At 37.1% G+C, this 26762-nt stretch carries 16 protein-coding genes; 5 read left to right on the top strand and 11 right to left on the bottom strand.

Going from position 1 to position 26762, the window contains the following annotated elements; genetic code table 11:
• Nucleotides 1-27: 27 nt before the first annotated feature.
• From TY21_RS10265 to TY21_RS10275, 3 genes are read right to left on the bottom strand one after another with little or no spacing between them, the layout of a single operon-like run.
• Nucleotides 28-1194, bottom strand: a complete 1167-nt coding sequence (locus TY21_RS10265) for a DEAD/DEAH box helicase (RefSeq protein WP_042243390.1) — start codon at nucleotides 1192-1194, stop codon at nucleotides 28-30.
• A complete protein-coding gene (locus TY21_RS10270; protein ID WP_042243396.1) occupies nucleotides 1191-2000 on the bottom strand; it encodes an SDR family oxidoreductase in 810 nt (269 codons plus the stop codon). The genes TY21_RS10265 and TY21_RS10270 overlap by 4 nt, the downstream gene beginning before the upstream one ends.
• A complete protein-coding gene (locus TY21_RS10275) occupies nucleotides 1969-4149 on the bottom strand; it encodes an HD family phosphohydrolase (RefSeq protein ID WP_042243397.1) in 2181 nt (726 codons plus the stop codon). The genes TY21_RS10270 and TY21_RS10275 overlap by 32 nt, the downstream gene beginning before the upstream one ends.
• 375 nt (nucleotides 4150-4524) lie before the next feature.
• Between TY21_RS10275 and galE the strand changes: the two genes are divergently transcribed.
• The 3 genes from galE to TY21_RS10290 all read left to right on the top strand — a co-directional run bounded on the left by galE (nucleotide 4525) and on the right by TY21_RS10290 (nucleotide 7887).
• Nucleotides 4525-5508: a UDP-glucose 4-epimerase GalE gene (gene galE / locus TY21_RS10280; RefSeq protein ID WP_042243400.1), complete on the top strand. Its 984-nt coding sequence runs from the start codon at nucleotides 4525-4527 to the stop codon at nucleotides 5506-5508.
• Between the two features lie 517 nt (nucleotides 5509-6025).
• Nucleotides 6026-7564 (top strand): DNA polymerase III subunit gamma/tau, encoded by a 1539-nt coding sequence (gene dnaX / locus TY21_RS10285; protein WP_042243401.1) that lies wholly within the window; start codon nucleotides 6026-6028, stop codon nucleotides 7562-7564.
• 8 nt (nucleotides 7565-7572) lie between these two features.
• Nucleotides 7573-7887: a YbaB/EbfC family nucleoid-associated protein gene (locus TY21_RS10290; RefSeq protein WP_042243405.1), complete on the top strand. Its 315-nt coding sequence runs from the start codon at nucleotides 7573-7575 to the stop codon at nucleotides 7885-7887.
• Nucleotides 7888-8269: 382 nt separating this feature from the next.
• On the opposite strand, the gene ptsP is transcribed toward TY21_RS10290, so the two are convergent.
• From ptsP to TY21_RS10310, 4 genes are all read right to left on the bottom strand, one after another.
• Nucleotides 8270-10030: a phosphoenolpyruvate--protein phosphotransferase gene (gene ptsP / locus TY21_RS10295; RefSeq protein WP_042243415.1), complete on the bottom strand. Its 1761-nt coding sequence runs from the start codon at nucleotides 10028-10030 to the stop codon at nucleotides 8270-8272.
• A 2-nt stretch (nucleotides 10031-10032) separates the two neighbouring features.
• Nucleotides 10033-10299 carry an HPr family phosphocarrier protein gene (locus TY21_RS10300; protein WP_039384027.1) on the bottom strand — a complete coding sequence of 89 codons (267 nt, stop codon included), beginning with the start codon at nucleotides 10297-10299 and terminating at the stop codon, nucleotides 10033-10035.
• On the bottom strand, nucleotides 10271-11248 hold the full coding sequence (gene hprK, locus TY21_RS10305; RefSeq protein ID WP_042243418.1) for an HPr(Ser) kinase/phosphatase: 978 nt from the start codon (nucleotides 11246-11248) through the stop codon (nucleotides 10271-10273). Before hprK ends, TY21_RS10300 begins: the two co-directional genes overlap by 29 nt.
• A 442-nt stretch (nucleotides 11249-11690) precedes the next feature.
• Nucleotides 11691-11885: a hypothetical protein gene (locus tag TY21_RS10310; RefSeq protein ID WP_042243421.1), complete on the bottom strand. Its 195-nt coding sequence runs from the start codon at nucleotides 11883-11885 to the stop codon at nucleotides 11691-11693.
• Nucleotides 11886-12201: 316 nt separating this feature from the next.
• On the opposite strand from TY21_RS10310, the gene TY21_RS10315 reads away from it, so the two are divergent.
• On the top strand, nucleotides 12202-12810 hold the full coding sequence (locus tag TY21_RS10315) for a hypothetical protein (protein ID WP_042243425.1): 609 nt from the start codon (nucleotides 12202-12204) through the stop codon (nucleotides 12808-12810).
• A gap of 139 nt (nucleotides 12811-12949) precedes the next feature.
• Nucleotides 12950-14359, top strand: coding sequence for a ComEC/Rec2 family competence protein (locus TY21_RS10320; protein ID WP_042243427.1), 1410 nt, complete (start codon nucleotides 12950-12952; stop codon nucleotides 14357-14359).
• Nucleotides 14360-14595: 236 nt separating this feature from the next.
• Here TY21_RS10320 and TY21_RS10325 read toward each other — a convergent pair whose 3' ends face one another.
• The 4 genes from TY21_RS10325 to TY21_RS10340 form a co-directional block, all read right to left on the bottom strand.
• Nucleotides 14596-18453 (bottom strand): tetratricopeptide repeat protein, encoded by a 3858-nt coding sequence (locus tag TY21_RS10325; protein WP_042243428.1) that lies wholly within the window; start codon nucleotides 18451-18453, stop codon nucleotides 14596-14598.
• Nucleotides 18454-18820: 367 nt separating this feature from the next.
• Entirely contained in the window at nucleotides 18821-22309 is a 3489-nt protein-coding gene (locus tag TY21_RS10330) for a tetratricopeptide repeat protein (RefSeq protein ID WP_145987376.1), read from the bottom strand.
• Nucleotides 22310-22848: 539 nt separating this feature from the next.
• Nucleotides 22849-23202: a tetratricopeptide repeat protein gene (locus TY21_RS10335; RefSeq protein WP_042243432.1), complete on the bottom strand. Its 354-nt coding sequence runs from the start codon at nucleotides 23200-23202 to the stop codon at nucleotides 22849-22851.
• Nucleotides 23183-26410 (bottom strand): tetratricopeptide repeat protein, encoded by a 3228-nt coding sequence (locus tag TY21_RS10340; RefSeq protein ID WP_042243437.1) that lies wholly within the window; start codon nucleotides 26408-26410, stop codon nucleotides 23183-23185. Before TY21_RS10340 ends, TY21_RS10335 begins: the two co-directional genes overlap by 20 nt.
• Nucleotides 26411-26762: the final 352 nt, after the last annotated feature.

A 26762-nucleotide genomic window follows, 5' to 3' on the forward strand; every position in this document is an offset into this window, starting at 1 on the left:
GATCGATTAGAAAGCTGCTTAAAAAGCCTATGATTTATTATTTTTATGAGCAACCGCCCGTTTTCTAGGGTGATTACGCTCTGGAGGGGGATTCCCTATCCAGATAGGCTTACGTCGAATATGATGGAGGACACGGCTTAAAGACTTTAACTCTTTTTCTGTCACTAAAGTAACGACAACTCCTGCACGCTCTTGGCGCCCCGTACGGCCAGAGCGATGAACATAGACATCCGGGCTATCAGAAAGTTGATAAATAAAAACATGAGTAATATTAGAAAAATCTAAACCTCTTGCCGCAATATCGGTAGCTACTAGATAACGAATTTTACCATGGCGAAACTTGTTTGTAATTATAGAACGCACATCTTGCCCCAATCCCGCATGCAATAAATCGACGTCCGCAATTTTACGTTGCAACGTCCGACAAACTTTTTCGCATTGGATTCTTGAATGGCAAAAGATAATGGTTTGCTTAGGTTTTAATTCTTCTAGTAGGCTAAGTAAAGCTTGATCCCGCTGATCGTAACGGCAATATAAAAAGCGATGCTCTATGGACTCTGGAGAGACTTCATCAGACAACAAAGAGATTTCTTGTGGAGCTTTCATATGTTTTTTTGCCATGCTACGAATCTCTTCTTGCATCGTCGCAGAAAATAATAGCGTCTGATGCTCATGGACCAGGCAATTAATGATAAAGGCCAGGTCATCATAAAAACCCATGCCCAGCATTTCATCAGCTTCATCTAGAACTAGGATATCTACTTGTGTCAAGTCGATTTGCCGGCTATAGATAAAGTCAATCAAACGCCCTGGTGTAGCTACTAACACTTGCACGCCAGATTTTAGTTTAGTTTGCTGCATGGTCGCATCTTCCCCTCCAAAAATAGCAAAAGCTTTCACTTTTTTTTCATAGCCAATTTTTTGAGTTTCAGTTGCATATTGCATGGCAAGTTCACGCGTAGGAACAATGATAAGAGCTTGTACGTGAGGAGAGTCAGGATTTACTTTATTACAAATCGGAATGGCACATGCGGCTGTTTTACCTGAGCCTGTTTTAGACAAGGCGATAAGATCTTTTCCTTGCAGTATCAAAGGGATAGTTTGAACTTGAATAGCAGAAGGTTGTTTGTATTGCATCCTTTCAAGAGATTTAAGAATCAAAGGATCTAAGTTCATATTTTCAAATAATGTCATTGGCACCGTTTTTTAATATTATTCGCAAGAATTTTTATTGATATAAAATTAGGGATAAAATGACGAAATAAAACAGCTAAGCGGTATTTCCAGTTAAAAACATTGATAGTTTTTAAGTTTTTAATTTGCTTCCATATCTGTTCAGCAGCAAATTGAGAAGTCATAATGCCCTTTTTATTAATTGCAGGATTTCCTCCTGCGCGGATTCTAAAATTAGTGTCGACCATACCTGGGCAAGCTACTAGCACCCTTATCCCTTTTGAACGCAGCTCATAATCTAAAGAATAGGACAGCTTATTCACAAAGCTTTTAGAAGCAGCATATACGGAGAGATATGGAAATGTAAAGAATGCAGCCACCGAAGAAACATTCATAATTATTCCTGTTTTATTGGCTTTTTCCATAGCTTTAGCGGCCTCAAGACTTAATTCAAGTAAAGCTACACTGTTAACCTCTAATATTTGCATCTGTTGTTCTGTAGAATAATTAGTAGCTTCATCATATAAAGCAAAACCCGCATTATTGATAATCAGATCCGGGGCTTGCTGACGAATAATCTTTACGAGAGCTTGTCTTCCTTCCGAGGTAGAAAGGTCGGCGGCGACAATTTCTACACTTACTTTTTGTCTTAAGACTTGCGCAGCTTTTTCTAACTGAACAAGATGACGACCACTTATAATTAAACGAATGCCCTCAGCAGCTAAAACCTCACAAAGAGCATAGCCAATTCCCGAGGTGGCGCCGGTCACTAATGCTAAAGAAGGGGTTGGCACTTTACGCCTCACAGGAAGGGATTGTTTCACCATGAGCTGTTTCTTTTTTAAGCTCTTTGGTAGGATATTTGACACGAGAGTGACCTGAAGCCACCAGCGTTTTAATCAATGTTTCTTTCACCATCGCTAATTCTTCAAACGTCAGTAAACAATCATCAAACTGTCCATCATCTGCTTTTTCACGAATCAAGCGGTTAGACAACTCGGATAAAGTATGCTCAGTCACTTTATCTAAAGATCTTGAAGCGGCCTCTAAGGTATCCGCAATCATAATGATGACAGATTCTTTGCTACGCGGCCTGGGTCCTGAATAGCGGAAATCTTTTTCATCCACCAGATTGATATCCCCCTCCATTTTTTCTAATTGCTTACGATAAAAATAATAGACCCGTGTAGTTCCATGATGTTCTTTAATAATATCGATGAATTGTTCAGGCAGACCTGCTTTGCGCCCCATGGCTACACCTTCACTGACGTGAGCTAAAATCACCTGAGCTGATTCTAAAGGCGTTAACAATTGGTGAATATTCATCCCCCCTTGTTGGTTTTCAGTAAAATACTGAGGAGTTGCCAACTTGCCCACATCATGATACAGCGTGGCCACCCTACAAAAAAGTCCATTAGCTCCTATGGCAGAAGCAGCTGACTCTGCTAAATTACCCACGACTACTGAATGTTGATAGGTGCCGGGGGCTTCTATAGTCAAACGGCGTAGCAGATCATTATTAGGATCCATGTACTCCATCAAAGTAACATCGGTCATGATGCGAAAAACGGACTCGAAAAGAGGTAAAAGTCCTACGACTAGGATAGCACTTAAAAGTAGAAAAAAAGCTACGCACATAATATCAGGAAAAAGAGAAAAATTCCATAAAGAATTATTATAGAAAGACATCGCTAATATTAGTCCTACTGCACTAACCCAAGCTTTGCCGCAGACTACAAATATCTCTTTACGTTTGCGCAGCGAATGAGTACTTAAGATAGCCACTAGGGCAGTGGCTAAGTTTAGAATCATAAATCCTTGCCGATCAAACGCCAGGGTCATAGTGAAAATAAAGGTTAAAAGAGCGCTTACAAAAGTGGCAACAGCTGAATTCATCAAACTACAAAGTAAAATAGCTGCAAAGGGAACGAATAGAGGATAACGAACCACTTCAATCAGATTGATTTTAGAGTTAAGTAAAAAAAACTCGGTAATCTTAGTTAATCCTAGCGTAAGGAGCACAATAGTAACAATCAGAAATAGCTTACGGTTGGAGGTCAGTATAGAGGGGCTATTAACATGAAAATAGGCTACGCAAATGCCTGTCAAAAGTAAGGTCATCACAAAGCTACCCAGCAAAGTCAAAGGATGCCATAAGTTGCGGCTTTCCCCTAAAGCTTTTTTCATGGCTTGCAACATGGCAATATGCCGAGCAGTTACTTTATCACCCTGATTTATTATCCGGCTTCCTGCACTTACATGCGTATACTTATCAGGCACTAAAGCTTGAATTTTTCTACTAATGTAGCGATAAGCGGGAAAATCCTCTTGAACTTTCCAGGTCATCGCTTGAAAATAGTCAATAATAAAATTAGCCGTTACACTTGATATAAAAGTGGGAGGAAAAGTAAATTCTTTGACATAATCCCAAACTGCTGAAGGAATGATAACATCCTCCATTTCTTCTGGGGTGTAAGCTAAATAATTTTCCGTTGATAACCCGATGTCTTGCATCTTCTGCATCGTACGGGGATCAGTAAAACGCAGTTTGAGAAGAGCTTTTTCCAGGGCATCTACCCCTTTATACATTTCTTCAAAAGTGCTTTTTTCTGAATATTTGCGCCAATCCTGATTATAGATAAGAAAATTTTCAAATTCTATTCGTCTTTGCCGTACACATTTTTCAGATAAAGCATAAATCTTGCCTACATCTTTAACCACTTCTTGTTTTAAAATGATGGTGGCTTCTTCATCATAAAAGTCAAAATCCACCTGTGTAACAGTATAGTTAGGAGCAATACTATTTAACTCAAGCACTTCTACACGAACTTCTCGAAAGTGGAGAAAAGCAAAAAAGCAAATGAAAAAAATAGTACCAATGAGTAAACGTATTCCAAAACTTTTGTCAAAAAAACCTTGCTCGCGGGAAAACTTTAACTCATTATAGTTGGCAATCTCGCTCGCTTTGTCATTCATATTATTTTATCCTAATCTTCTATAAATTCTTGTTCCCATCCTATAGTATGCTTAGTGAACCAAGAGTTACATCAAATTGCCATCATAACATATTAATTAAAATTAATCCCCATTTTTATTTGTTGCTGCACCCTCAAATCATGAGCCATGCCCTGCTGCAAAGATAAATAAGACAATTTTTTAGAGCCTAGGCCCATTAATTAGATCTGCTAACTTTTTTTCTTTCGTGTTAGCATCTCTCTTGCAGAGCCCCATTCTAGCTAATTTTTTTTTCTCACGGGTCAAGAATATCAGTTTTATTATTTATTTCTTGCAGCATATTGGCTGCTTTCTTCAGAATCAGTTACTCAATTCCTTTAGCTGCCCGATTTACCCATGCATAAGAGTAATAAAAAAAAAGTATTAGTTACCGGTGGAGCTGGCTTCATTGGCTCTACTGTGAACAAGTTACTTCATGAAGCCAGCTACGATACTGTCATTTTGGATAACTTAAGCCAAGGCAAACGCAACCGCGTAAAATGGGGAACTTTTATTGAAGGCGATATGAGTAATCCCCTTCTCTTAAAAAAGCTTTTTGCTAATCATCAGTTTGATGCCGTGATGCACTTTGCTGCCTTTATTAATGTAGGTGAATCTGTACATAGCCCCGAGAAATATTATATTAACAACGTGTCTCATACATTAAATTTATTGGAATGTATTAAAGAATTTAGTGTAAAAGCCTTTATATTTTCTTCCTCTGCAGCTGTTTATGGTTTACCCAAGGCTAACTTCATTTCTGAAGATCATCCCACTCATCCTATTAATCCCTACGGTGAAACCAAGCTTACCATTGAGAAAATTTTAGATGATATGGATAGAGCTTATGGAATTAAATCTGCTAAACTGCGCTACTTTAATGCGGCCGGTGGGGATCCTGAAGGAAAAATCAAAAATGATTTTTCTGCGTCCTCCAATCTTATTCCTATTGTTCTTCAAGCGATCCTAGATAATCGGCCTGTCACTGTCTTTGGAAAAGACTACCCTACTCCCGATGGAACTTGCTTAAGAGACTACATTCATATTTACGACTTAGCTACTGCTCATATAAGGGCCATGGAGAAATTATTAGCTGGGGGCCCCACGGAAATTTATAATTTAGGAAATGGAAAGGGATTTAGTGTACAAGAAGTTCTTCTAGCTGCCGAAAAGGTTACCAAACAAAAAATTCAAGTCATTGAAGGGCCCCGACGTCCTGGAGATCCTCCTTGTCTTTTAGCCAATGCTTATAAAGCTAAACAAGAATTAAACTGGCAGATTAAATATCCTAGCCTTGAAGAGATGATTTACCACGCTTGGACCTCTTTGGAAAAAAAATAAAGAAAATAATCACTTTGTCTTTAGATGAAAAGCGAGCCTTTTAATTTAAAGACAAATTTGATCTATCCATATTTATTTATCTATTCTTTAGGGCTGCTTCTTTCATTGGCTTTCTCCTTGCTAATTTGTATCCGACAGCTTACTCACTCACTGACTATTAAGTTTAAGATAGGCTCCTTAGGTAGTCCTTAATGCAATTCTATACTTAAATAAAACCTATCTTTAAGACAAGGGTTAGCCTCCACATGCTAAATTTTCTTTTTGGAGGATAGAGCGATAGCTTCTTTAGCCAGTAGGTTTGATCTTCTTAAAGTTTTATATTTTCTTTTTCTTAAAAGGATGGCTTAAAAGTGGCCATTTTTCTTCATACAAGAACTACACCTTAGAAGAGCTTAATTAAGTTAACGGCCCATCCTGAGAAGGTTAGTAAGAACTTTTTTTGTTTGGCACAAATTCCTCCTTCCTTAAAATTACTCCAGGCAAGTAAGATAGATAAAAAAACATTCAAACATCTCTTATGACCTCCTATCAAGTCCTGGCTAGAAAATACCGACCTCAAACTTTTGCTGAAGTTCTAAACCAAGATGCTATTGTAACGACGCTTAAAAATGCCATTAAGAATAATCGCCTTGCACAAGCTTACCTATTTTGTGGCTCTAGAGGAACAGGCAAGACTACATTAGCTCGCATTCTTGCCAAAGCATTAAATTGCCACCATCTTACTGAGCAGTTTGAGCCCTGCAATCAATGTAAATCTTGCCAAGAAATCACTTCTGGTCATTCGCTAGACGTTCTAGAAATTGATGGAGCTTCTAATCGGGGGATTGACGATATTCGTCAAATTAATGAAACTGTAGGATATGCTGCCTCAGCGGGCGGATATAAAATCTACATTATCGACGAAGTCCATATGCTCACCAAAGAGGCTTTTAATGCTTTGTTGAAAACCCTTGAGGAGCCGCCTCCTAAAGTTAAGTTTTTATTTGCTACCACAGAGGCTCATAAAGTTCTGCCTACTATTTTAAGTCGCTGTCAACGTTTTAATCTTAAACGCATCTCTCCCCTGCTCATCCAAGCAAAGCTGCGTAAGATTGCAGAAGAGCAAAGTATTCAAGTCGAAGATGAAGCCCTTCGTCTAATAGCTAACCATGCAGAGGGAGGGCTGCGCGATGCCGAATCTCTTTTTGACCAAGTTTTATCTTTTCACAATGGTTTGATTACTGCTTCCACTGTAGCTTGCATGTTAGGTATTGTAGAAAGCGACTACTTTTTCAAGTTAGATAAAGCCAGCCAAGAAAGCAATTTAGCCGTAGCTTTTGAGATCAGCGAAGAGGTATTTACCCAAGGTAAAGATATAGTTTATTTTGTAGAAAAATTAACAGAGCACTTTCGCAATATCTTGGTTGTCAAGCTCTCGGGTAAGCAAGCCCCTTTCTTGCATTTATCGGAGGAAGAGCGCGATAAATATGCAGTTTCTGCTAAAGTGTATTCCCAAGAAGCTTGCTTAATGATTTTAGACTTTTTAGTGGAAGCCCATCATCAAATTCGATTCGCTCCTTCGCCTAAAACAACTCTAGAAGCTTTACTATTACGGATTATTCGCGCTCAATCCCGAATCCCTGTAGACATTCTTGTGCGTCGCTTAGTAGATCTAGAGCAAAGAATAGGCAAAGAAGCATCTTCATTAGAAGGCTCTTCTAAAGCTGCAGCTGCACCACCTAGTGCTACACCAGCTATCTCTTCTGCGCCACCTAGTTCACCTATCAAGCCAGAAGCGCCTTCTCCTGCTCCTAAGTTAGAACCCTTAGCAGATAGAGCTGCAAAAGAAACCCCTTCATTAGCTAAAACTATTGATAAGCTTGCCTCTACTAGTGTTGATCCCACCCCTTCCCCTGCTGACTTAGGAATCGTAGAAATAGCAGAAAAGAAAGGCTTGCTTGCCAATAGCAAAGTAATAAAAGAGAAGCTAGATCCTAGCAAGATAAGTCGCTATGATACGATTATGCAATTTGCAGCCGTAGAATTAGAAGGAACCATTCAAAAAAAATTAAGTTAAGGAAATATATGGGCACAGGTTTTTCAAAGCAAAAGAAACAAGCTAAAATGCTACAGGATCAATTCTCCAAATTGCAGACTCAATTACAAGCCACTGAAGTGGTAGGAAGTGCCGGTAACGGTCTTGTATCGATCACTTTATCGGGCGAGCACGAACTAAAGCAGATTAAAATTAAGCCTGAATGTGTAGATCCTGAAGATATTGAAGGACTTGAAGACCTTATTAAAGCAGCTTATAAAGATGCTTTTTCAAAGCTTAAAGAGCAAAACCCCAAATTACCTAGCCTACCTGGTATGCCTAATTTAGGTGGATTTGGCTTCTAAAGTCATCTATGCTTATAAAATCAAAAAATTCATTTTAGGAATTCTATAAGTCTCTTTCTTACTTGCATGACAGACGAGAAAGGAAAAGGGCAAGAAAAATAAAATAAAAAAATCTAGATAGGCAAGCTATAGGATAGATAGATTTCTACTGTTCTAGATAGCTTTTGCCATCTTTATAGTCTGTTATTTTTTTATCCTGTGTTTCCTAGCAACTTCTTAAGCAATCATATAGATGTAAGGGCTACACCTTTAGAAAAAAGGGGAATACTAAAGAGATGTTTTCCTTTGAAAATAGAGACATAGCGTTAAGGTATATGCATATAAACTAACGAGTGATATTTTTTTGCCGTTTTTCTTGAAAGCAGATAAATTCCCAGGCTTTTCATATCAACTCCTCTAAAGAAGCACGAGCGAAATGTGCATAAAAAGTTTCATCCAAAAGGGCTTGTATTTCAGAAGTACTTGCTAAAGATAGCGCTTTTTCAGCTAACTTACAGCATGAGATAATGCTTGAAGAACGAATTGCCTGCTTGATTAAAGGTATATAGCGGGCAGCCACAGAAACTTCCTGGATCCCTAGTCCCATCAACAAAGGAATATATTTAGGATTAGCAGCCATTTCACCGCAAATGCTTACAGGAACATTATGCCTATTAGCTTCAATGACTACATGCCGTATTAACCTTAAGACACACGGATGCATAGGCTGATATAAATGGCTCATGGTATTGTCACAGCGATCCACGGCTAAAGTATACTGGATAAGATCGTTAGTTCCTATAGAAAGAAAATCTGACTCCCGCGCAAGAAGGTCAGAGATAATAGCTGCTGAGGGCACTTCAATCATGCATCCTAAGTTCACTAAAGAAGTAACTTTTACTTGCCTAGCAGCCTCTTGGGTCATGCGTTTAGCTTCAATTAACTCTGGTAATGAAGAGACCATAGGAAAAAGAATATTAACCTCACCAAATGCACTGGCACGCAGGATAGCACGCAGCTGGGTCATAAAAATATCTTTCTCTCGTTCTAAACTTCCTACAGCTCTAAATCCCAAGAAAGCATTTCCTGTTTGACCTGGGGAAGCTTCTATGCCTGCCTTATCACGTCCCACATCAAAAGTTCGAATAGTAATGGGCAGACCCTGCATATTTTCCACAAGTTCTCGATAAATTTCGAATTGCTCATCCTCGGTAGGTAAACGTTCCCGACCTACTAAAATATTTTCAGAGCGGTATAATCCCACCCCCTCGCCACCATATTCATGGATTTTCTTCACTTCGCTGCTAGTTTCTATATTAGCTAGAAGTCTCATTTTATAGCCGTCATAAGTTTCTATATCATGAGAGTCTGTCTGCCTTAATCGAAGACGCCTAGCATTTAACTCCTCACTTAACCTTTCATATTGGGCTAAGGTCTCGGAAGAAGGATTAAAAATTAGCTCCCCATTTCTTCCGTCGACAATCACTAAATAATCCGAGCAGCTCGACACTTCGTCAAATGCTATGTTGGTCATATAAGGAATTTCTTTAGCCCGTGCAAGGATGGCAGCGTGTGCGGTAGCACTTCCTCTTTCGGATACAATAGCCCTTACACACTTCTGGCTAGCTTCTGCAGTCTCCGCGGGGCTTAGATCTTTTACAAAAAGTATCGAGTCTGGTAAAAGCTCATCAAAAGCATTTCTTGTTTCCTTATGAAGATAGGCCATAATACGGCGGGAGATATCCTGTACGTCTTTAAATCTCTCTCGAAAAAACATATCCTCTAAGGTATCAAATTTTTTCTGATACTCTTGGATCAATTGATGGAGGATATATTCAGGAATTTTTCGCTTGGAATGGATTTGTTTGCTAACTTCTGTAATTAATGAAGGGTCAGACAATAGCTGTAATTGCGCTTCTAAAATGGCAGCCCCTTCATCCATACCATCGAGTTCAAGCTGATTTTTAATTGCCTGTAAATCATTAATGACTGATTGGACAGCCGCTTGGAAGCGTTCGGTTTCAGCCTCGACTTTATAAGCCGGAATATTTTCATCGGGAAAACTTTTTTGCAAAGTTTTTAGAAAAAAAGGCTTTCCAATAGCGATTCCACTGGAAATTACATTGCCAGTTAACCGAATTTCTTCTAGATTAGAGTGTGGCAATTTTACTCCTCAAATTGATTTTCAAATGCTTGGACAAGCCTTTCTAAAGTTTCTTTAGCATCTTCACCCACCACTTCAATAGTGATTTTAGAATTTCTCCTTGCAGCCAACATAAGAATACTAAGAATGCTTTTAGCGTTGATTTCCTCTTTTTTATGTTTAAAGGTTACATCACTTTTACTGTTTTGCAACAGTTTCACAATAACTGTTGCAGGGCGGGTATGAAGGCCCATTTTATTTTTAACTTGCACTTGACTCGACAGCTTCACGGATCCTTTTCCTTGTTTGATTTTTAGAAGAAATCATATCTAACAACTTATTATTAAACTCTTTTGCAGAATTATATCCCATTGCTTTTAGGCGATGATTAAGAGCGATGGTCTCTAATAATAATACTACATCACGACCTGGTTTCACAGGCAGCACATGATAGGGAATATTTAATCCTAGCAGATCACAGTAATTTTCCACCAAACCTACTCGATCATAAAAATGTTGATCATCCCAAGCTTCCAGCTTAACCACAATATCTATACTTTTGTTATCTCTTACACATACGGCCCCATAAAGGTGAGCGACATTAATGATACCTATTCCTCGAATTTCCATATGATGCCGAGTCAATTCTGCTCCAAATCCTTCCACATAAGAGTCTTCTCTTTTTTTAACTTTGACAACATCGTCGGATATAAGGCGATGGCCTCTTTCAATAAGACCTAAAGCCGCTTCACTCTTCCCTACCGATGAATCTCCTTTAATCAAAACCCCTACCCCAAAAACTTCTACCAATGTGCCATGGCAGGTCATACTAGGAGAAAACTCTTCACTTAATAAGAGAGTAAGCTTACTCAGCAAGCTCATCGTACTCATGCTAGATCTAAAAAGAGAAATCCCTTTATTTTGGCATAACGAGACTAGTTCTTTTAAGGGCAATAACCTTCTCGCCACAATGACAGCAGGGGTAGCAGTGGTAAGGATTTCTTTTAAGCGGTTGACACGTATTTCAGGATCTAAGTCTCTCAAATATTCCATTTCGACTCGCCCAAATACAAGGATACGCTTATAAGCATGATTTTTCATAAAACCACATAAACTAAGTCCTGGGCGATGAGACTCAGGTACCTTGATAGAACGCTTGAGTCCTTTATGGCCTGCTACAAGAACCAGGCCTAAATCATGGCCATGTTTTTGGAAAAGTTCCTCTACCTTGTAAATCATATTTGCTAGCTTACTCTTCCATGATAAAATGTTAGCTCCTCTACAAAAAGCGTAATAGCCAACTTAAAGGAGGAAAAATCTTTAAAATTTGATAGCTCTTTTATCTTTTTCAATTGAATAGAAGGATAAAGAGTTCCCATCACTAACCTACTGTTAGCCACCTGGTAGCTAATCCACAAAAAATCGAAAAAGCAGTATTTCAACAGAATCATAAATGATAATAAAGTTATACGGTTAATACTAAATTCCTTCTTTCACTAACAAAAATTTATCCTCATCTCCTACAAAAGCAGGCGAAAAGCTATGTAACGCTTTGGCATTTATCCTTCCCATTCATTCTCCAACTGTTTTTGCTTGATAAAGATTTTAATGGTAGCCGCGCTTCAAAAAAAATCCCCACAATTTTTTAAAAGCCACTAGCAAATTAAATGCTCTAAAAAATTCACAACCACTTAAGATGACCGGTAAGCAAATAATAGGATAATTCATAGCAGAACTTTGAAAATTTAAGTAGGCTAGCTCCTAATATTTTCCAGAAAAAACTTAAACTTTTTTCTAAAAAGAACGCTTGAGGAAAGCTTTCTCGGACACTAGGAACAGATAACTGAGGATGGTAATCTTTAACAGACAAATTCATCGACTTATTCCTTAAAATTGAGAGGTATTAAGGGCTAAAGGCTACATTTAAATGGCTTTCTAAATTTTTATCCTCTTTAATAAGCTGGTAGCATGGGGCTCTAATGATTAGAGAAGTGCTAGCAAATTTTTTATTTTTTTCCTTAAAAACTTTCCAATCATACTTTTACCAAATTTTTGAATTTCTTTGAATTTAATTAAGAAGGGTTTGCATTAATTATGTTAAAAAACTAAGATGAAAAGCAAATGGGTTAATTTTTTGAGCTTATTTTTATTTCCTGATTTTCAAGTACTTAGAGAACAAAGGATGGCCAAACGTGGAGGTAAACAGAGTAAGGCTAGAAAGATTAAATGTCGAATTTAAAGATTTGCAATCGGGAGATATGTCCCAGCATAATTTTGCTGAGCTTATTCTTATTGAGCATATCCCTGGAGGCACAGCCCCCTTATGTTATATTCTTAAAAATGATAAAATTTTTAGTGAAGCTCTACCAGAAAATTTTCACTACCTACTTTCTACCTTAGATAGGACAGCTTTTTACCCCATCGGCGAAGTGCTAGCCATTAATAAGCTTCATAAATATGTCTTATTAAAAGATAATAATTCAATTTCTTATAATTATTTAATTATCACTTTTAGCAACCACTACGCTTTAATTAACTATGCCTTTTTAGCGGGTATCCATACCTTGATGGATGCTCTTCGAGTACGCAAAAAAATCCCTGCGGCTTTCCCTGACCCAATTAAAGCTAGCCAACCCAAAGAACGCACTAAATTAAAAGGAACTAAAACGCTATCTAAGAATTTAAGCTTTCTTCAATCTCTTCAAAGCCTTCAGTCTCGCAAAATAAATAAGTTGAAAGATCGAGGTTTAACTTGCTCCCTTAACAACCCAAACAAGAGATTATACGAAGTTCAAATTTAATATCCTTGGTCCCTTATATTTATTTTGTAAAAGTTATCCCGCTCTTTTCTATGGCCTTTCATTTTTATTAGGAGTCTATGGCGGCTTAGGGATTTCATCTTCTAGCCTCTTTATAAATAGCCTGCTTCTAACCATCCTTTTGCTCGCTTTTGTCTTTCACCAAGAATACAAAGCTGCTGTTTTTAACTTTCTTCTTTTTTTGAGTGCTGCTTTCTATTCTTCCCTAGCCTTCCAACCTCCTCAGCTACCTGAACAAGGAGTTACTGGTACTGCGCTTATTCATATCTCTTCTTTATCCCGAAAGAATACCTTCATGGGTAAAAACTGGAGCTATCAAGGTAAGCTGCTCTCTTTTACTGGGCACGAATCTCTAAATATCTATCCTAATATTTCTATCATCATTTCTTTATTGGATCATGCAGCGCTTAATCGTCCTTTAGCTAATAAAACCTACCTTTTACAAGGTAGGCTTAAACAGTCTAAAAATGGTAAATTTATTTTCAAGCCAACTAAACACCACCCATGGTATCCTTTAGCAAATAGTTGGGGTCTAGCAGAATGGCGCTTTAATGCCAAACAAGCCGTTAATAAATATATTTCTCAAAAAATTTCTAAAAACCCTAATAGCCCTAGTAGCAGCTTTCTTTCAGGCATAACAACGGGCGAATTTGAAAATCGTCTCATGGCTTTTGAATTTTCGCGTTTCGGCTTGCAACATATCATGGCTATTTCGGGCTTTCATTTTGCCATCGTAGCAGGCATGCTGGGTTTTATTTTATCTTGGATAGTAGGACAAAAAACGAGTGTAAGTCTTCTTATGCTTTTTATGACTCTCTACTTTGCTTTTCTAGGGCCTTCTCCCTCTATAATTCGAGCATGGGTCAGCTGCATGCTAGGCTTTGGTGCTACCCTATTAGAGAAACCTCCTTCTGGCCTCAATTCTTTAGGAATAGGATTGTTAATCGTTCTTATTTTTGATCCGGAATTAGCGCTTCATATAGGCTTCCAATTTAGCTTTGCCGTGACAGCAGCCATCCTAGTCTCTTATTTTTCCTTCGACTATTTACTCCAAAAGATTTTTGCTAAGAAAACCTTTAATCAATTAATGGCCATGAATCTTTCCAATCAGCACGGCTTTATCGTTCTCACTCTCTTCCGCCAAGCATTAGCACTATCCATAGCAGTTACTTTAGCAGCCCTTCCTCTCACCCTCTATTATTTTCAAAAATTCCCCTTATGGAGTATAATTTATAATTTCTTTTTTCCTTGGATGGTAAGTCTTGCCCTCATGTTATTATTAGCTGGCTTAATGGTAGGAATTTTAAGCTCTAGCCTAGCCCAGATCATCTATAATTTTAATGAATCCTTTACCAACTTTGTCTTAGATTACGCCTATGGTATGCCCAAAAGCCTGGATTATAATATAAATTTGTTGATGAACCAGGAAATAACTATTTTATGGCTAGGAATATATTTTCTAGCAGGAATTTATGGACGAAATTATTTGAGCAAGCAACAAAAGATTACAAGCCATGAACTCATTTTTTAAAGATTCTGTCTGGTGCTATTGTCTATACCTATTTGCCAATTTTTTTTTAATATTTACCCTACTATCTTATAGCCCATATTCCTCACTGTTTTTTGTAAATATCTGAATATGAGAAGTTTATAAAATTTAAATTTAGGAATTAACTTTTATAAGCCCTTAGCAATCAGTAGCTTAAATTTCAGGGGAGGAATGTGGGTTATAGCGAAAAAGGCAACTCATTAGTGCGTATAAAAAGTTTAAGAGGGAAAAGATGATTTTCTTCCCGCATTTCTTGAAAAAGCTAAATTAAGCTCCTGTAAATTGGCATTTATTGTTACTGTTGTTGAATGATGGATGCCATATAGCCTGATATTAATTCTGAACGCTTCTTTAGTATATTTGATGGCTAGGCTTAAATTACCTTGTTTTTTGTAGGCTTGTCCTAGCCGGTAAGCGAGTCTTATGGCTTTATTGATATGCTCGAATGCCTTTTCTAATTTACCTTGTTTTTGGTAGATTAGACCTAAGTGGTGGTAATAAGTTACTACATGGGGATGATTTTCATCACCAATCTTAATGAAGATATCGACAGCTTGATGGACATACTCTGCCGCTTTCTCTAAATCTCCTTGATCTTGGTAGATTAGCCCTAAATGATGGTAATAAGTTGCTAAAGAGGGATGATTTTCATCACCAATCTTAATGAGGATATCGACAGCTTGATGGACATACTCTGCCGCTTTCTCTAAATCTCCTTGATCTTGGCGGAGGATCATCCCAAGATGATTGTAATTTTCAGCCGCATTACGATGGTTCCCCCCAGAATGTTTAAGATTAATTTTGAGGGCTTTTCGGATATATTCAGCGGCTTGCTTTAAATTCCCTAGCCCTATGAAAATTCCTCCTAGGTTATTGTAATCTGTTGCTACTGTATGATGATTTTTGCCAAAAAATTTACGGTCAATGGCAAGAGCTTTTTTAACATTCTCCATTGCCTTTTCTAATTCCCCTTGTTTTTGATAGATCATTGCCAGGTTGTTGTAATTTGTGACCACATTGGGATGCATCTCACCATAAAAATTAAGATTGATGTTGAGTGCTTGTTTTACAAAATCCATCGCTCTTATTACATCTTCTTGCTCTAGGTAAATCATTGCTAAATTATTATAATCTATGGCTACACTAGCAGGTTTTTCTTTAATAAACTTCTTGTCAATCTTGAGCGCTTTCTTATAATACTCAACCGCTTTTTTTAAATTACCTTGCCCATGGTAGATTAGCCCTAAATTATTGTAAGCTCCTGCTATACATGGATGATCTTCATCCACAAGCTCTCTAAGGATTTTGAGTGCTTGATTTGCATAATCTATTGCGTTTTCAAAATTTACTTCAGTCGGATAAAGCGAGATTAGATTGTTGTAAACTGATGCTACAAAGGACTTATTTTCCCTAGGAGATTTAAGAGCAACCTTACGCGCCTGATTTAAATATTTAGCTGCCAGCTTTAGACTTCCTTCTTGCTCATCTTGCTCATAGATAAGCCCTAACTCATTCAAAGATTCAAAATTTTCTGAATCTTTTTTTAAAGCTTCATGAAACCACTTTTTTGCTTCCTGATTTTGAAAAAGCCTTAAAGCTATGTATCCTTGCGTTTGGGGTGAATCATCATTTAAATCGGAGGATGAAAGATTGTTTTCATGTCCTGCTAAAAAGTCTCGCATAGCGTGGTAGAAAGGAATATAGATACGATAAATTTTTTTTATCTTCTCTAGAGCTTTATGATCTAAAGCCAATTGCTCTTTGATAAGTCTAGGGTCATCAAATCCAAAGGGTTTAATAAGAGGATTCATAGCTTCCTTTTGCGCATTACAATTAAAGTAAGTTCTAAGGCGCATAAATAAAACTATACTCATCCAGTCCTGTAACTTTTCAGCTGCGTTACTTGTTAATATTCCTTGCTTGTTTAGCTGATCAATTCTACCAAATGTATCTAAAGTTACTACTTCTTTAAGAAGGGCTAACCTATCCACCGCCAGATGGGGAAAGCGATAAAAATCAATTTTAACTTTAAAAAGCATTCCCTGCTTTTCTAAACTACCCATTCCTGGATCAAAAGCTATCATATCTTCTTGAACTAAATGTTTCTTGGCTAAATAATGGCGAAGATTAAGGCCTTCTTGATAAGGCGTATTAAGATTTTCTTGAACTTTTTGCCTATATTGCTCTGTTAATTCATTGTTGCCTAGCAAATGAGTAAAATTCAGAAGCTCCATGGGAAGATGAGACTCTTTTTCATGCCACCATTGGTCTTTTTCATCTTTGCTAATGTATTGAGCCATCTTTTCAGGAGTTTGAATAAGCTTAAATGTTTGGCGATTGCCAAAGGGAGTTTTACAACCTTTTCCTTTCGCTCCTTCACCATCAAAAGCAAAACCTGTTGGAGTTATGCTATCAAAAAAATCTATAGCTTTTAAACAAGGAATATTTAAAGCAGGAAGAATCGTCTCCCCTAAGTTAATAACTCTCAAGTGAATTAGAGTAGTCAGGCGCTTAAAGTACTTTCTATTGTCTTTACTATCTTCTTGGATTAGAATGCCAAATTCTAAATCGGAATAAGGAGTCATCTCTTCTCTAGCTAGGGAACCAAAGCCTATCATGGCATATTCGCATGGAGCAGGTTCCAAGGTAGCCATGGCTTGCTCTACAATAAGCTTAAAAAAGACTTTTATTCTTTGTACGACCTCCTGGTAGATTTGTCTTACCTCTTGAGAAGAAGGCGTTTCAGGCAAAGCTTGGATCTTCGCCTTTATGCCCGCCCTAAGCTTTTCCAATGCTTGGCGATTCCCTTCAAGTTGTTTCCTCATTACTGCAGAATCAAGCGATTTTCCTTTACATTCTCTAACCAATAAATTTTGTACGTGAGAAAGTCTATCTCTAATAATTTCTTGCCTTTCTTTAGGAGCTTTGTGCAAGGCATAATTGTAAAGACCCGCGGCTTGCAAGAGCGTTTCCGAATTTTCTTTTCTTAAATAAATATCACCTAATCTTTCTATATAAAGGCTTTCTTGGATGGGATCTTTCTCTTTAACAGCACGTTTTAAAACTTGCGTATAGGATAACTCTAGGTCTTTCATCTCCTCTTCTGGTAAAAGGTCATCGATTCCTAAGCTTTCTAAAGTTTTTTTTAATTCATTTTTAGGTGGAGAGTTAGAAAGGGGGGGATTAGAAGAGTCTCCTACCTTCGAAAAAAGAGGAGATTCTCGTTTTAAATGCTTCTGCGCATACAAAAAGTGCCCCCCTAAGTCCACAATAAAAATGTATTCGTTAGGTCTTTCTTTTTGAGGGATAGCTTTCCATTCCTGCGATCTATTCCCTTCAGGTAAGCCTTGTTCTGAAAAGATCAACCTATCATGAATCCCGCAAATCAAATGCTCTTCATTAACTGTTACTAGCCTGATAGGAATAGATAAGGCCGAGGCTAATAGATCACCTTCACCTAAGCCACTTACCCAAGTAGCTTTTCTTTTTATTTCTTCGGCTCTTTCGCTGCCGATGTGTCTAACAATATCAGCGAGTACTTGCCTTAAATAAGGAATTTTATCTTTACAATCGTCTAATAAAGGAATTTTTCTAGAAAGACAAGCATAGCTTCCTAAAAAAGCGCTAAAAAAGCAGTCTCCATCACTAGCCACCCCTTTTAATTCAAAGCCTTCTTCTTTTAGGTAAGTAGCCGCAGCATTTACTTTTGCTTTTATCGAATTACTGATGATACTAGTAGAATCCTGCCATAGAGCCACGGCTATTTGAGTTTCGTCCCACTGGCAAGAAGAAAGATCTAAAGATTGTACCTTATCACCAGGTTGCTCTTCTTCTTGCAAGCCATCTTCAAAGCTTGCTGAATAAAGCTTTTTCAACAAGTTGGTTTGTTCAGCTAATCGCTTCCATTCTTTGCAGACTAAGCTTGCTTGGCATAAGTCTTGGCATCCCAGTTTTTTAAAAATCTCCAAGCTAATTTCGGCATAAGGGCCTAATTTCAAGTAAGGCTGTTTTCTTTTTTCAATTTTCTTAAATCCAGGAAATATAAAAGGATGAATGCTTAAGGTTGGTAAATTCATAGAAATTATCTTTTTTACTTAATTTTTAATGAAAAGTTAAATAGGTATTTAGCATTATTTATAGTTTCTTGAAACAACTTTTTAGCCTGCTAGGCTGAAAAGCAGCTGTAGCAGCTACTCTTTCTTTTGCTAAGCTAGCTAACTCTCTCGCAGCCCTAATCATTCGGTCATGATTAATCAAATTCAAATACACCCTCTCTTTTAAATCAGGCAAAACACAAGGCAAGCATTTGATAACTTAGTAATTTTAAAAGTTTGTCGTTAGCTCCAACTCAAAAGAGCATTGATAGCTGATTTTCTTTCTCGTTAAGTTATTATCATAGCAGCACCTTTTACACAAAGTTATATTCTTATTCTCCAAGTCAACTCAACGCTTCCCCCTTCCCGTTGACTTACCCCGCCTCTTAAGAAGTGTGGTTGTTTTCACCTCAGATGTTGGAAAAAATGACTTGAGTTTCTGTAGGTTACTATTAATGGTTGCCACCTCAGGATGATGAATGCCATATATAACAATGCCACTTCGAAGAGCCTGCTTAGTATAATTAAGCGCTTTTCCTAACTTCCCTTGCTCTTGATAAACCATTCCCAGATCCTCACAATCTCTTAACGCACGTGGGTGATTTTCACTAAAAAGTTTAATATTAATTTTAAGTGCTTTCTTGATATATTTGCCGGCGGGCCTCAAATTTCCTTGCTCTCGATAGATGAGTCCCAAATTTTTATAATCTTCAGCTACCCGAGGATGATATTCACCGTAATGCTGAATATTAATCTGAAGCCCATGATGGATATACTTAGCTGCTTTTCCTAGTTCTCCCTGAAATCGATAAATTTGCCCTAAATGATGGCAGAGATTTGCTGCCTTTAAATGATTTGCACCATCTACTTTAAGGAAAACACCTAGTGCTTGAGTGAATGACTTAGCAGCTTGCTCAACATTGCCTTGTTCTTGATAAATTGTTCCAAGATTATTGTGAACTCTTGCTACTCTGGGATGATAATTGCCAAAAAGCTCGATACGGATTTTCAATGCTTTTTTGGCATTCTCTATGGCCTGCTCAAAATCTCCTTGTTTTTGAAAGATCGTTCCAAGATGATTGTAACTTGTGGCTACATGAGGGTGATTCTCTCCAAATAATTTAATATTTATTTTAAGGGCTTTGCGGATCAATTTAAAAGCCTCTTTTAAATTGCCTTGGCTTTGATAGATACTTCCTAGATTATTATAACGAGTAGCTATTTTTATATGATTTTTTCCTAATAACTTGAGATCGGTTTTTAAAGCTTGCTTCAAGTGCTTGGCTGCCTGTTCATAATCCTTCTGTGCATGATACATCAGCCCTATAATATTATAATTCTTGCTCATATTAAAATGATGCTCTCCATACAGCTTGAGGTCTATATCAAACGCAAGCTTGATAAGCTCTGCTCCTTTTGCTAGATCCCTCTGTTCCTGGTAGATTCGTCCTAGATTGATATAGTATATAGCTAGGCTAGAATGACTTTTGCCGTAAAGCCTGAAGCCTATCTCGAGCGCTTGCTTGACATACTTAGCTGCCTTTTCCAAGTTACCTTCTTCTAAATAGATGCATCCTAGATTGTTGTAACAATTGGCTGCCCTTAAATTATTTTTGCCATATAGCTTGATAGTCATTTTAAGAGCTAGCTTTACATAGTTAGCAGCTATTCTTAATTTTCCCTGGTTTTGATAGAAAACTCCTAAATTATTATAATCTCTTGCCACTTGAAGGCTATCTTTCCCCTCAAGCTTGAGGTCTATTTCAAGTGCTTGATAGATATGCTCAATCGCCTGCTCGAAATTTCCTTGGATTCCATCAATTATTCCTAAAGTATTTAATAGATCAGACTTTTCTGAAGTTTCTTTTCTTGCTAAGCTATACCACTTTTTAGCTTCTTCATGTTGGAAAAATCTCAGAGCTATATCTCCATGCATTTGAGGAGAGTTTTCATCTAGAAGTGATAATTTCAATCTATCCTCATCCCCTAATAAAAACTCTTTCATAGCCTGATAGAAGGGAATAAAAACATGATAGATTTTCTTTATCTTTGCTAATGTTTCCCCATCTAAGCCAAGCTGCTTTTGAACAAGGGTAGATTCGTCAATATCAAAAACCTTAATGAGAGGATTCATCATTTCCTGTTGGGCTTGATAATAGGAATAGGTTTTAAGACGCATCAGTAACGCTGTAAGCATCCACTCTTTTAACTTTTCAGCTGCTCCCTGATTCAAGGCTCCTTGATTGCTTAATTGATCGATCCTGCTATATGTATCCACGGCTGCCACTTTATTAAAAAGCGCTAGCCTATCTAAGGCTAGATGAAGGAAACGATAAAGGTCATGTTTGGTGTGGAAAAGCATGCCCTGACACTCTAGCTCTCCTATTCGTGGTTCAAAAACCATCATATCCTCTTCAACCAGATGATACCTAGCTAAGTATTGACGAAGAGTAAGGCTTCTTTGATAACAGGTATCAAGGTTTTCTTGTAATTCTTGTTTGTACTGTTCCGTTAATTTAAAAGCACCTAATAGATGAGTGTAAGTCACAAGCTCCAGGGGAAGATGAGGTTCTTGCTGATGCCACCAGTAGCCTTCTTCATCTTTAGCTATATATTGCGCCATCTTTTCAGGAGTTTGAATAAGCTCAAATGTTTCACGATTGCCATAAGGGGTTTTACAGCCTTTTCCTGCTACTCCTGCCCCATCAAAGGCAAAACCCCTTGGAGTTATGCTATCAAAAAAATCTATAGCTTTTAAACAAGGAATATCTAAAGCAGGTAGGATAGTTTCGCCTAAGTTGATAACTTTTAAGTGAATCAAAGTGGTCAGACGCTTAAAATACTCCCTATTTATTAAGGTATCCTCTTTTATAAGAATACCAAATTCTAAATCGGAATAAAGAGTCATCTCTTCTCTAGCTAAGGAGCCAAAGCCTATCATGGCATACTCACAAGGCTCAGCTCCTAAGGTATCAATACTCTGCTTTACAAGAATTTTAAAGAAAGCTTTTATCTGTTGAGAGATCTCACCATAAAGCTCTCTGACCACCTGGGGAGCCGGGGTTTCAGGTAAAGATTGGATTTGTTTCTCTATTTTACTTCTTAAATCCTTTAATTCTTGTCGGTTGCCTTCAAATTGACTCCTTAGTAAATCATAATTTAAAGGTTTTTCCTCATACAGTTGGCTAAGTAAGTTTTGAATTTTAGCAAGCTTTTCTTTAAGAAACTCCTGCCTGTTGGGGAGAGAAAGATGCATAGCATAATTATAAAGCCCTGCAGCTTGAAGAAGCTTTTCGGGGATTTTTTTAGCCAAATAGACATCCCCTAATTTTTCCGCGTAAAAGCTTTGCTGGATAGAATCATTTTCTTGAGCAGCACCTTTTAATGTAAGCGCGTAAGCATTTTCAGCTTCTTCTATTTTATCTTTCGATAAAAAATCCTCTTTTTCTAAGCATTTTTCTTTGATATAGATGAGAGGGGCAAAAGGAAGGGAAATATTTTTATTAATTGCTGTAGGGCGAAAAGCTAAGATGTTAGCCTGGAGATGATTAGAAACCTCATTCTCAAGAAGGCTGATAGAAGATTGCTCTTCAATGCCCTCTCCCTTTATCGCTTGGAAATAAAGCTCTTTCCATGTGCTAGGCTCTTGAGTAAGCTGCTTCCACTGCTTACAAGTAAGGCTTGCTAAACACAAATCTTGCAATTTTAATTCTGCAAAGGTTTTTAATCCAATCTTTGTATTTTCGATCCTGTTTAAGGAGGAAAAGATAGAATTTTTTTGGCTCGTCTTGCATGTTGATGTCGAAGGAAAATTAAGATCGAGATTTACTGCACCCATAAGCTTACCTGCTTGCCATTTATTTTTAGCATTCAATTTTCCTTCTAATACAATGTGTAAGCTTATTTATTATTTATAGTAGCCCTTTTAATTGACCTATCTAAAACCCTAACAAGCTAGATGTAAGGAAAGCCTTTCAGTCATTTGCTATTTTCCTTCTCTAGTTGAAATGTGACTAAATTTTATATTCCGCCAAGTTATTACTAGTTTCAACTACCAGTTCATTTTTTGAAGTAACAACATTTTTCTCGGCGGTTCACTTAGTTTCTTTCACTTCTAACCTTAAGGAAAAAAATCTACACCTCACCAGCTTATCTTTTAAACATTCAACATTTTATTATTTATTTACTAGGAAAGAAAGTTGTGAACCCTCTTCTATCTAAATCATACTGCACATGGACTTACTAAACCTAATGAAAATTGGAGATAAATTCTTTTATATTATGATAAAATACTTTTATTATTAAAGGATGGTTACCGTAGACTTTAAGAGGGCTTTCTAGTGCTTTCATAGCATATTTAGTGGGCTCGTCTATCGTTTATAAAATAGAGGTAAATTTATTATAAAGTCTAGCGATACTGGGATGGTTTTTCTCCAATAGGTGCTGGCTGATTTTAAGCGCTTTGTTGACATACTTAACCGCCTGCTCCAAATTTCCTTGCATTTGATAAAGCTGTCCTAAATTTTCATAGTCCACAGCACTCAGTAAATGATTTTTGTCGTGGAGCTCAAGATTAATTTTAAGGCATTGCTTTACACAAGCAATCGCCTTTTCTAGCTTGCCTTGGCTATGGTAAATTGATGCAAAGTTATTATAACATATTGCTTGCCGAGCATAGTCATGAGCTTTATCAGAAATTATGATGTAAGATTTAAGCATTTTTTTTGGCATATTTAGCTGCCTGCTTTAAATCCCCTTGTGCTTGATAAATCTTTTGCAAATGTTCGTAAACTTCTCCCAGAGAGAAATGATTTTCTCCATAAAGCTCTAGATTAAGGTGGAGGGCTTGCTTCATACAATCGGCCGCCTGTTCTAATTTGCTTTGGCATTGATAGATAATCCCCAGATTTTTATAGAAAATTGCTAACTGAAAGTGTTTTTTACCAAAGCAATTAAGACTAATATTGAGTGCTTTCTCAGTATATCTAGCCGCTTTTTCTAACCTTCCTTGTAATTGATAGATTTGTGCCAAGTTGTTGTAACGGATGGCTACCTTATGATAATCTTTACCATACAACTTAAGATCAATGTCTAGTGCTTGCCTTGCATATTCAACGGCTTTTTCTAACTTTCGTTGACTGAAATAGATCGTACTCAGATTGCTGTAATGACTGGCTATCCTAGGATGAATTTTGCTAAAGAACTTAAGATCTATATCAAGCGCTCGATTCATATATTCAGCCGCCTGTTCCAAATTTCCCTGAGCCTTACAGATTGACCCAAGATTACCATAGCGAATTGCCATTTTGGGATGATTTTCACCAAAAAGCTTAAGATCAAGGGCGAGCGCCTGCTCGGCACAATAAATCGCCTGGATTAATTTTCTATTGGCGTTATACATGCGTGCCAAATTATTGTAACGAATCGCCAGGTGAGGATGATCCATTCCGGAAACCCTAAGATCAATCTCAAGCGCTTTCTTTACACATTTAATAGCTAATTTAAGATTTCCTTGAGCTTCAAAGATATTGCCTAGATTGTTATAGCGAATAGCTATGAGTGGATGATTTTCCCCCACCATGCTATAGCCAATGGCGAGGGCCTGATTAGCACATTCCTCAGCCTTTTCTAATTTCCCTTGGTTAAGATAGATCATTCCTAGGTTATTGTAACTTCTTGTTATATGATAAAGATTTTTTTTATCCTGTTGAAGAGCAGTATTGAGGGCCCTCGTGTTAATCTCAATCGCCTTCTCTAAATCTCCTTGAACGTAGTAAATCGCAGCGAGAGTATTCCACATTTCTACGTCTCCTGAGGTGGCTTGTATGGCTAAGTTATAATACTTTTTTGCTTTTTCATGCTGCAAAAGCCTTAAAGCTATGAGTCCCTGTGTTTGAAGCGCACTATTATCTAAAACAAAAGATTTAAGAACTTCTTCATTACCAGCTAAAAAATCTTGGATAATCTTGTAGAAAGGAATAAATATACCATAAATTTTTTTTATTTTTTTTAAGGTTTTATGATCCAACGCTAAACATTTTTGAACGATTTCAGGCTCGTCAAAACCAAACGGCTTGATAAGAGGATTCATACTATCCTTTTGAGCTTGATAATAAGAATAGGTTTTAAGACGCATAAATAGTGCTATACTCATCCATTCTTTTAGCTTTTTAGCTACCTCGCCTGTTAGAATTTCTTGCTGATTTAGCTGATCAATTCTAGCAAAAGTATCTGAAGGAGCCCCTTTTAGAAGAAGAGCCAGCCGATCTATAGCCAAATGGGGAAAGCGATAAAAGTCATTTTTAGCTTTAAAAAGCATCCCTTGTTTTTCTAACATGTCTACTCCAGGATCAAAATTTTTCATATCTTGTTGTACTAAATGGTGCTTAGCTAGATGCTGGCGAAGGGTAAAGTTCTCTTGGTAGGGAGTTTCTAATATTTCTTGAACTTTTTGGCTATAACGCCCGGTTAGTTCAGGATTGCCTAATAGGTGAGTGAAAGTTAAAAGTTCCATGGGAAGATGCGGCTCTTGATCATGCCACCATCTACCCTCCTCATTTTTAGCGATATATTGCGCCATCTTTTCTGGGGTGTTAATAAGCTCAAATGTATGGCGGTTTCCAAAAGGAGTTTTACACCCCTTTCCTTCCACTCCTTCCCCATCAAAGCAAAACCCTCGAGGAGTCTTACCATCAAAAAAGCTTATAGCCTTTAAACAGGGGATATTTAGAGCAGGCAGGATAGTCTCTCCTAGATTAATAACTAGTAGGTGGAGGAGAAACGTAAGAGATTTGAAATATTTTCTAGTTGTAGGAGTATTTTCTTGCACAAGAATGCCAAATTCTAGATCGGAGTAAGGCGTCATCTCTTCTCTAGCTAAAGAGCCAAATCCTATCATCGCAAACTCACAGGGACTAGTTCCTAAAGCCTCTATCGATTGATTTACCAGATTGCTAAAAAATTCCTTTACGCTTTGAGTAATCTCGCGATAGAGCTCTCTGACCTCTTCAGTAGAAGGGTCTCCAGAGAAAGCTTGTATTTTCTTCTCTATATTATCTCTAAGACCTTTCAATAATTTGCGGTTTTTCATGAAATATGTTTGTCTCGTCTCGAGATCTGAAGATTTACTATTACAGATCTTAATAAGTAAAGTTTCAGCTTGGGATAACTTTTTTCTAGTCATTTCACAGCTTTCTAAAGAAGAAGAACAAGATAAAACGTAATTATAAAGCCCTGCTGCTTGAAGAAGTGCTTCTGCTGTGCCTTTTTCCACATAAATATCACCCAACTTTTCTATACAAAAGATTTCCTGCATAACTTCTTTGTCATAAACAGCAAGCTTTAAAGCTAGCGTATAAAATTCTTCTAATTCTTTTATTTTCTCTTTGGATAAACGCTCCTCTGTGTAATCAATAGAAAGGGTAATCTGTTCTAGATAGTTATTAAGTTTTCGAAGGTAACCATGTAATTGATGAGTTGGGTAATTTTGCAAAAATTTGATCTTGTCGACTTTGGTTTGTTTAAAAATTTGAGTACCGCTTTGAGTATTAAAAATATCCTTTAGTCCCTCATCATTTAAATCATTTCCAGAGCATAGCATACTCTTTAAAGTTCTAGGGGGCAAAGAAGCTAAAAAATCAAAAGGATTAAAAACTTCATTCTTATGGCTAGCCCTAATTTCCTGGTTTTTACCGCCAGGTTTAGCAATAGAGCTTTTTGGATAAAGTTTTTTCCATAAAGAAGCTTCTTGAATGATTTGTTTCCATTCTTTACATACAACTCTTAATCGACATAAATCTTGCTCTTTCAATTCTTTAAAGATCCTTAAGCCAATCTTCCTATATATGGCTGGATATCCTGGAGAATAAGCTAACCCTTCTTCTATTTTTCTAAATACAGGAAATATAAAATGGGGCCTATGTAAGATTTCTATATTCATTAGTTTTATTATTTCTTATAATTAATAGATATTTAAAAACACACCATCGATTATTAATTAATATAAAATAACACATATCTAATTAATCCCAAAAGAATTTAAATAAAAAACAAATAGAGGGAGAGAAATTGAGGATAATTTAATGATATTCTTTTTAGATGATATAGCCAAACTGTTAATCTATAAAGATACGTATGCGTAAGATTGTGCTTTTAAATCTTTAAAGGAAAAAAATGAAAGAAGCAGAGCTTTTAACCTCTTAAAGCTACGATCGATGTCGGCTTTCTTTTTAGGACCCCTAAAGGAAGAGACCTTAAAAGTTGGTGCTATCACTAGCTATATCTTAACATTT

The organism is Neochlamydia sp. S13, assembly GCF_000648235.2.
Classification (GTDB): Bacteria; Chlamydiota; Chlamydiia; order Chlamydiales; family Parachlamydiaceae; genus Neochlamydia.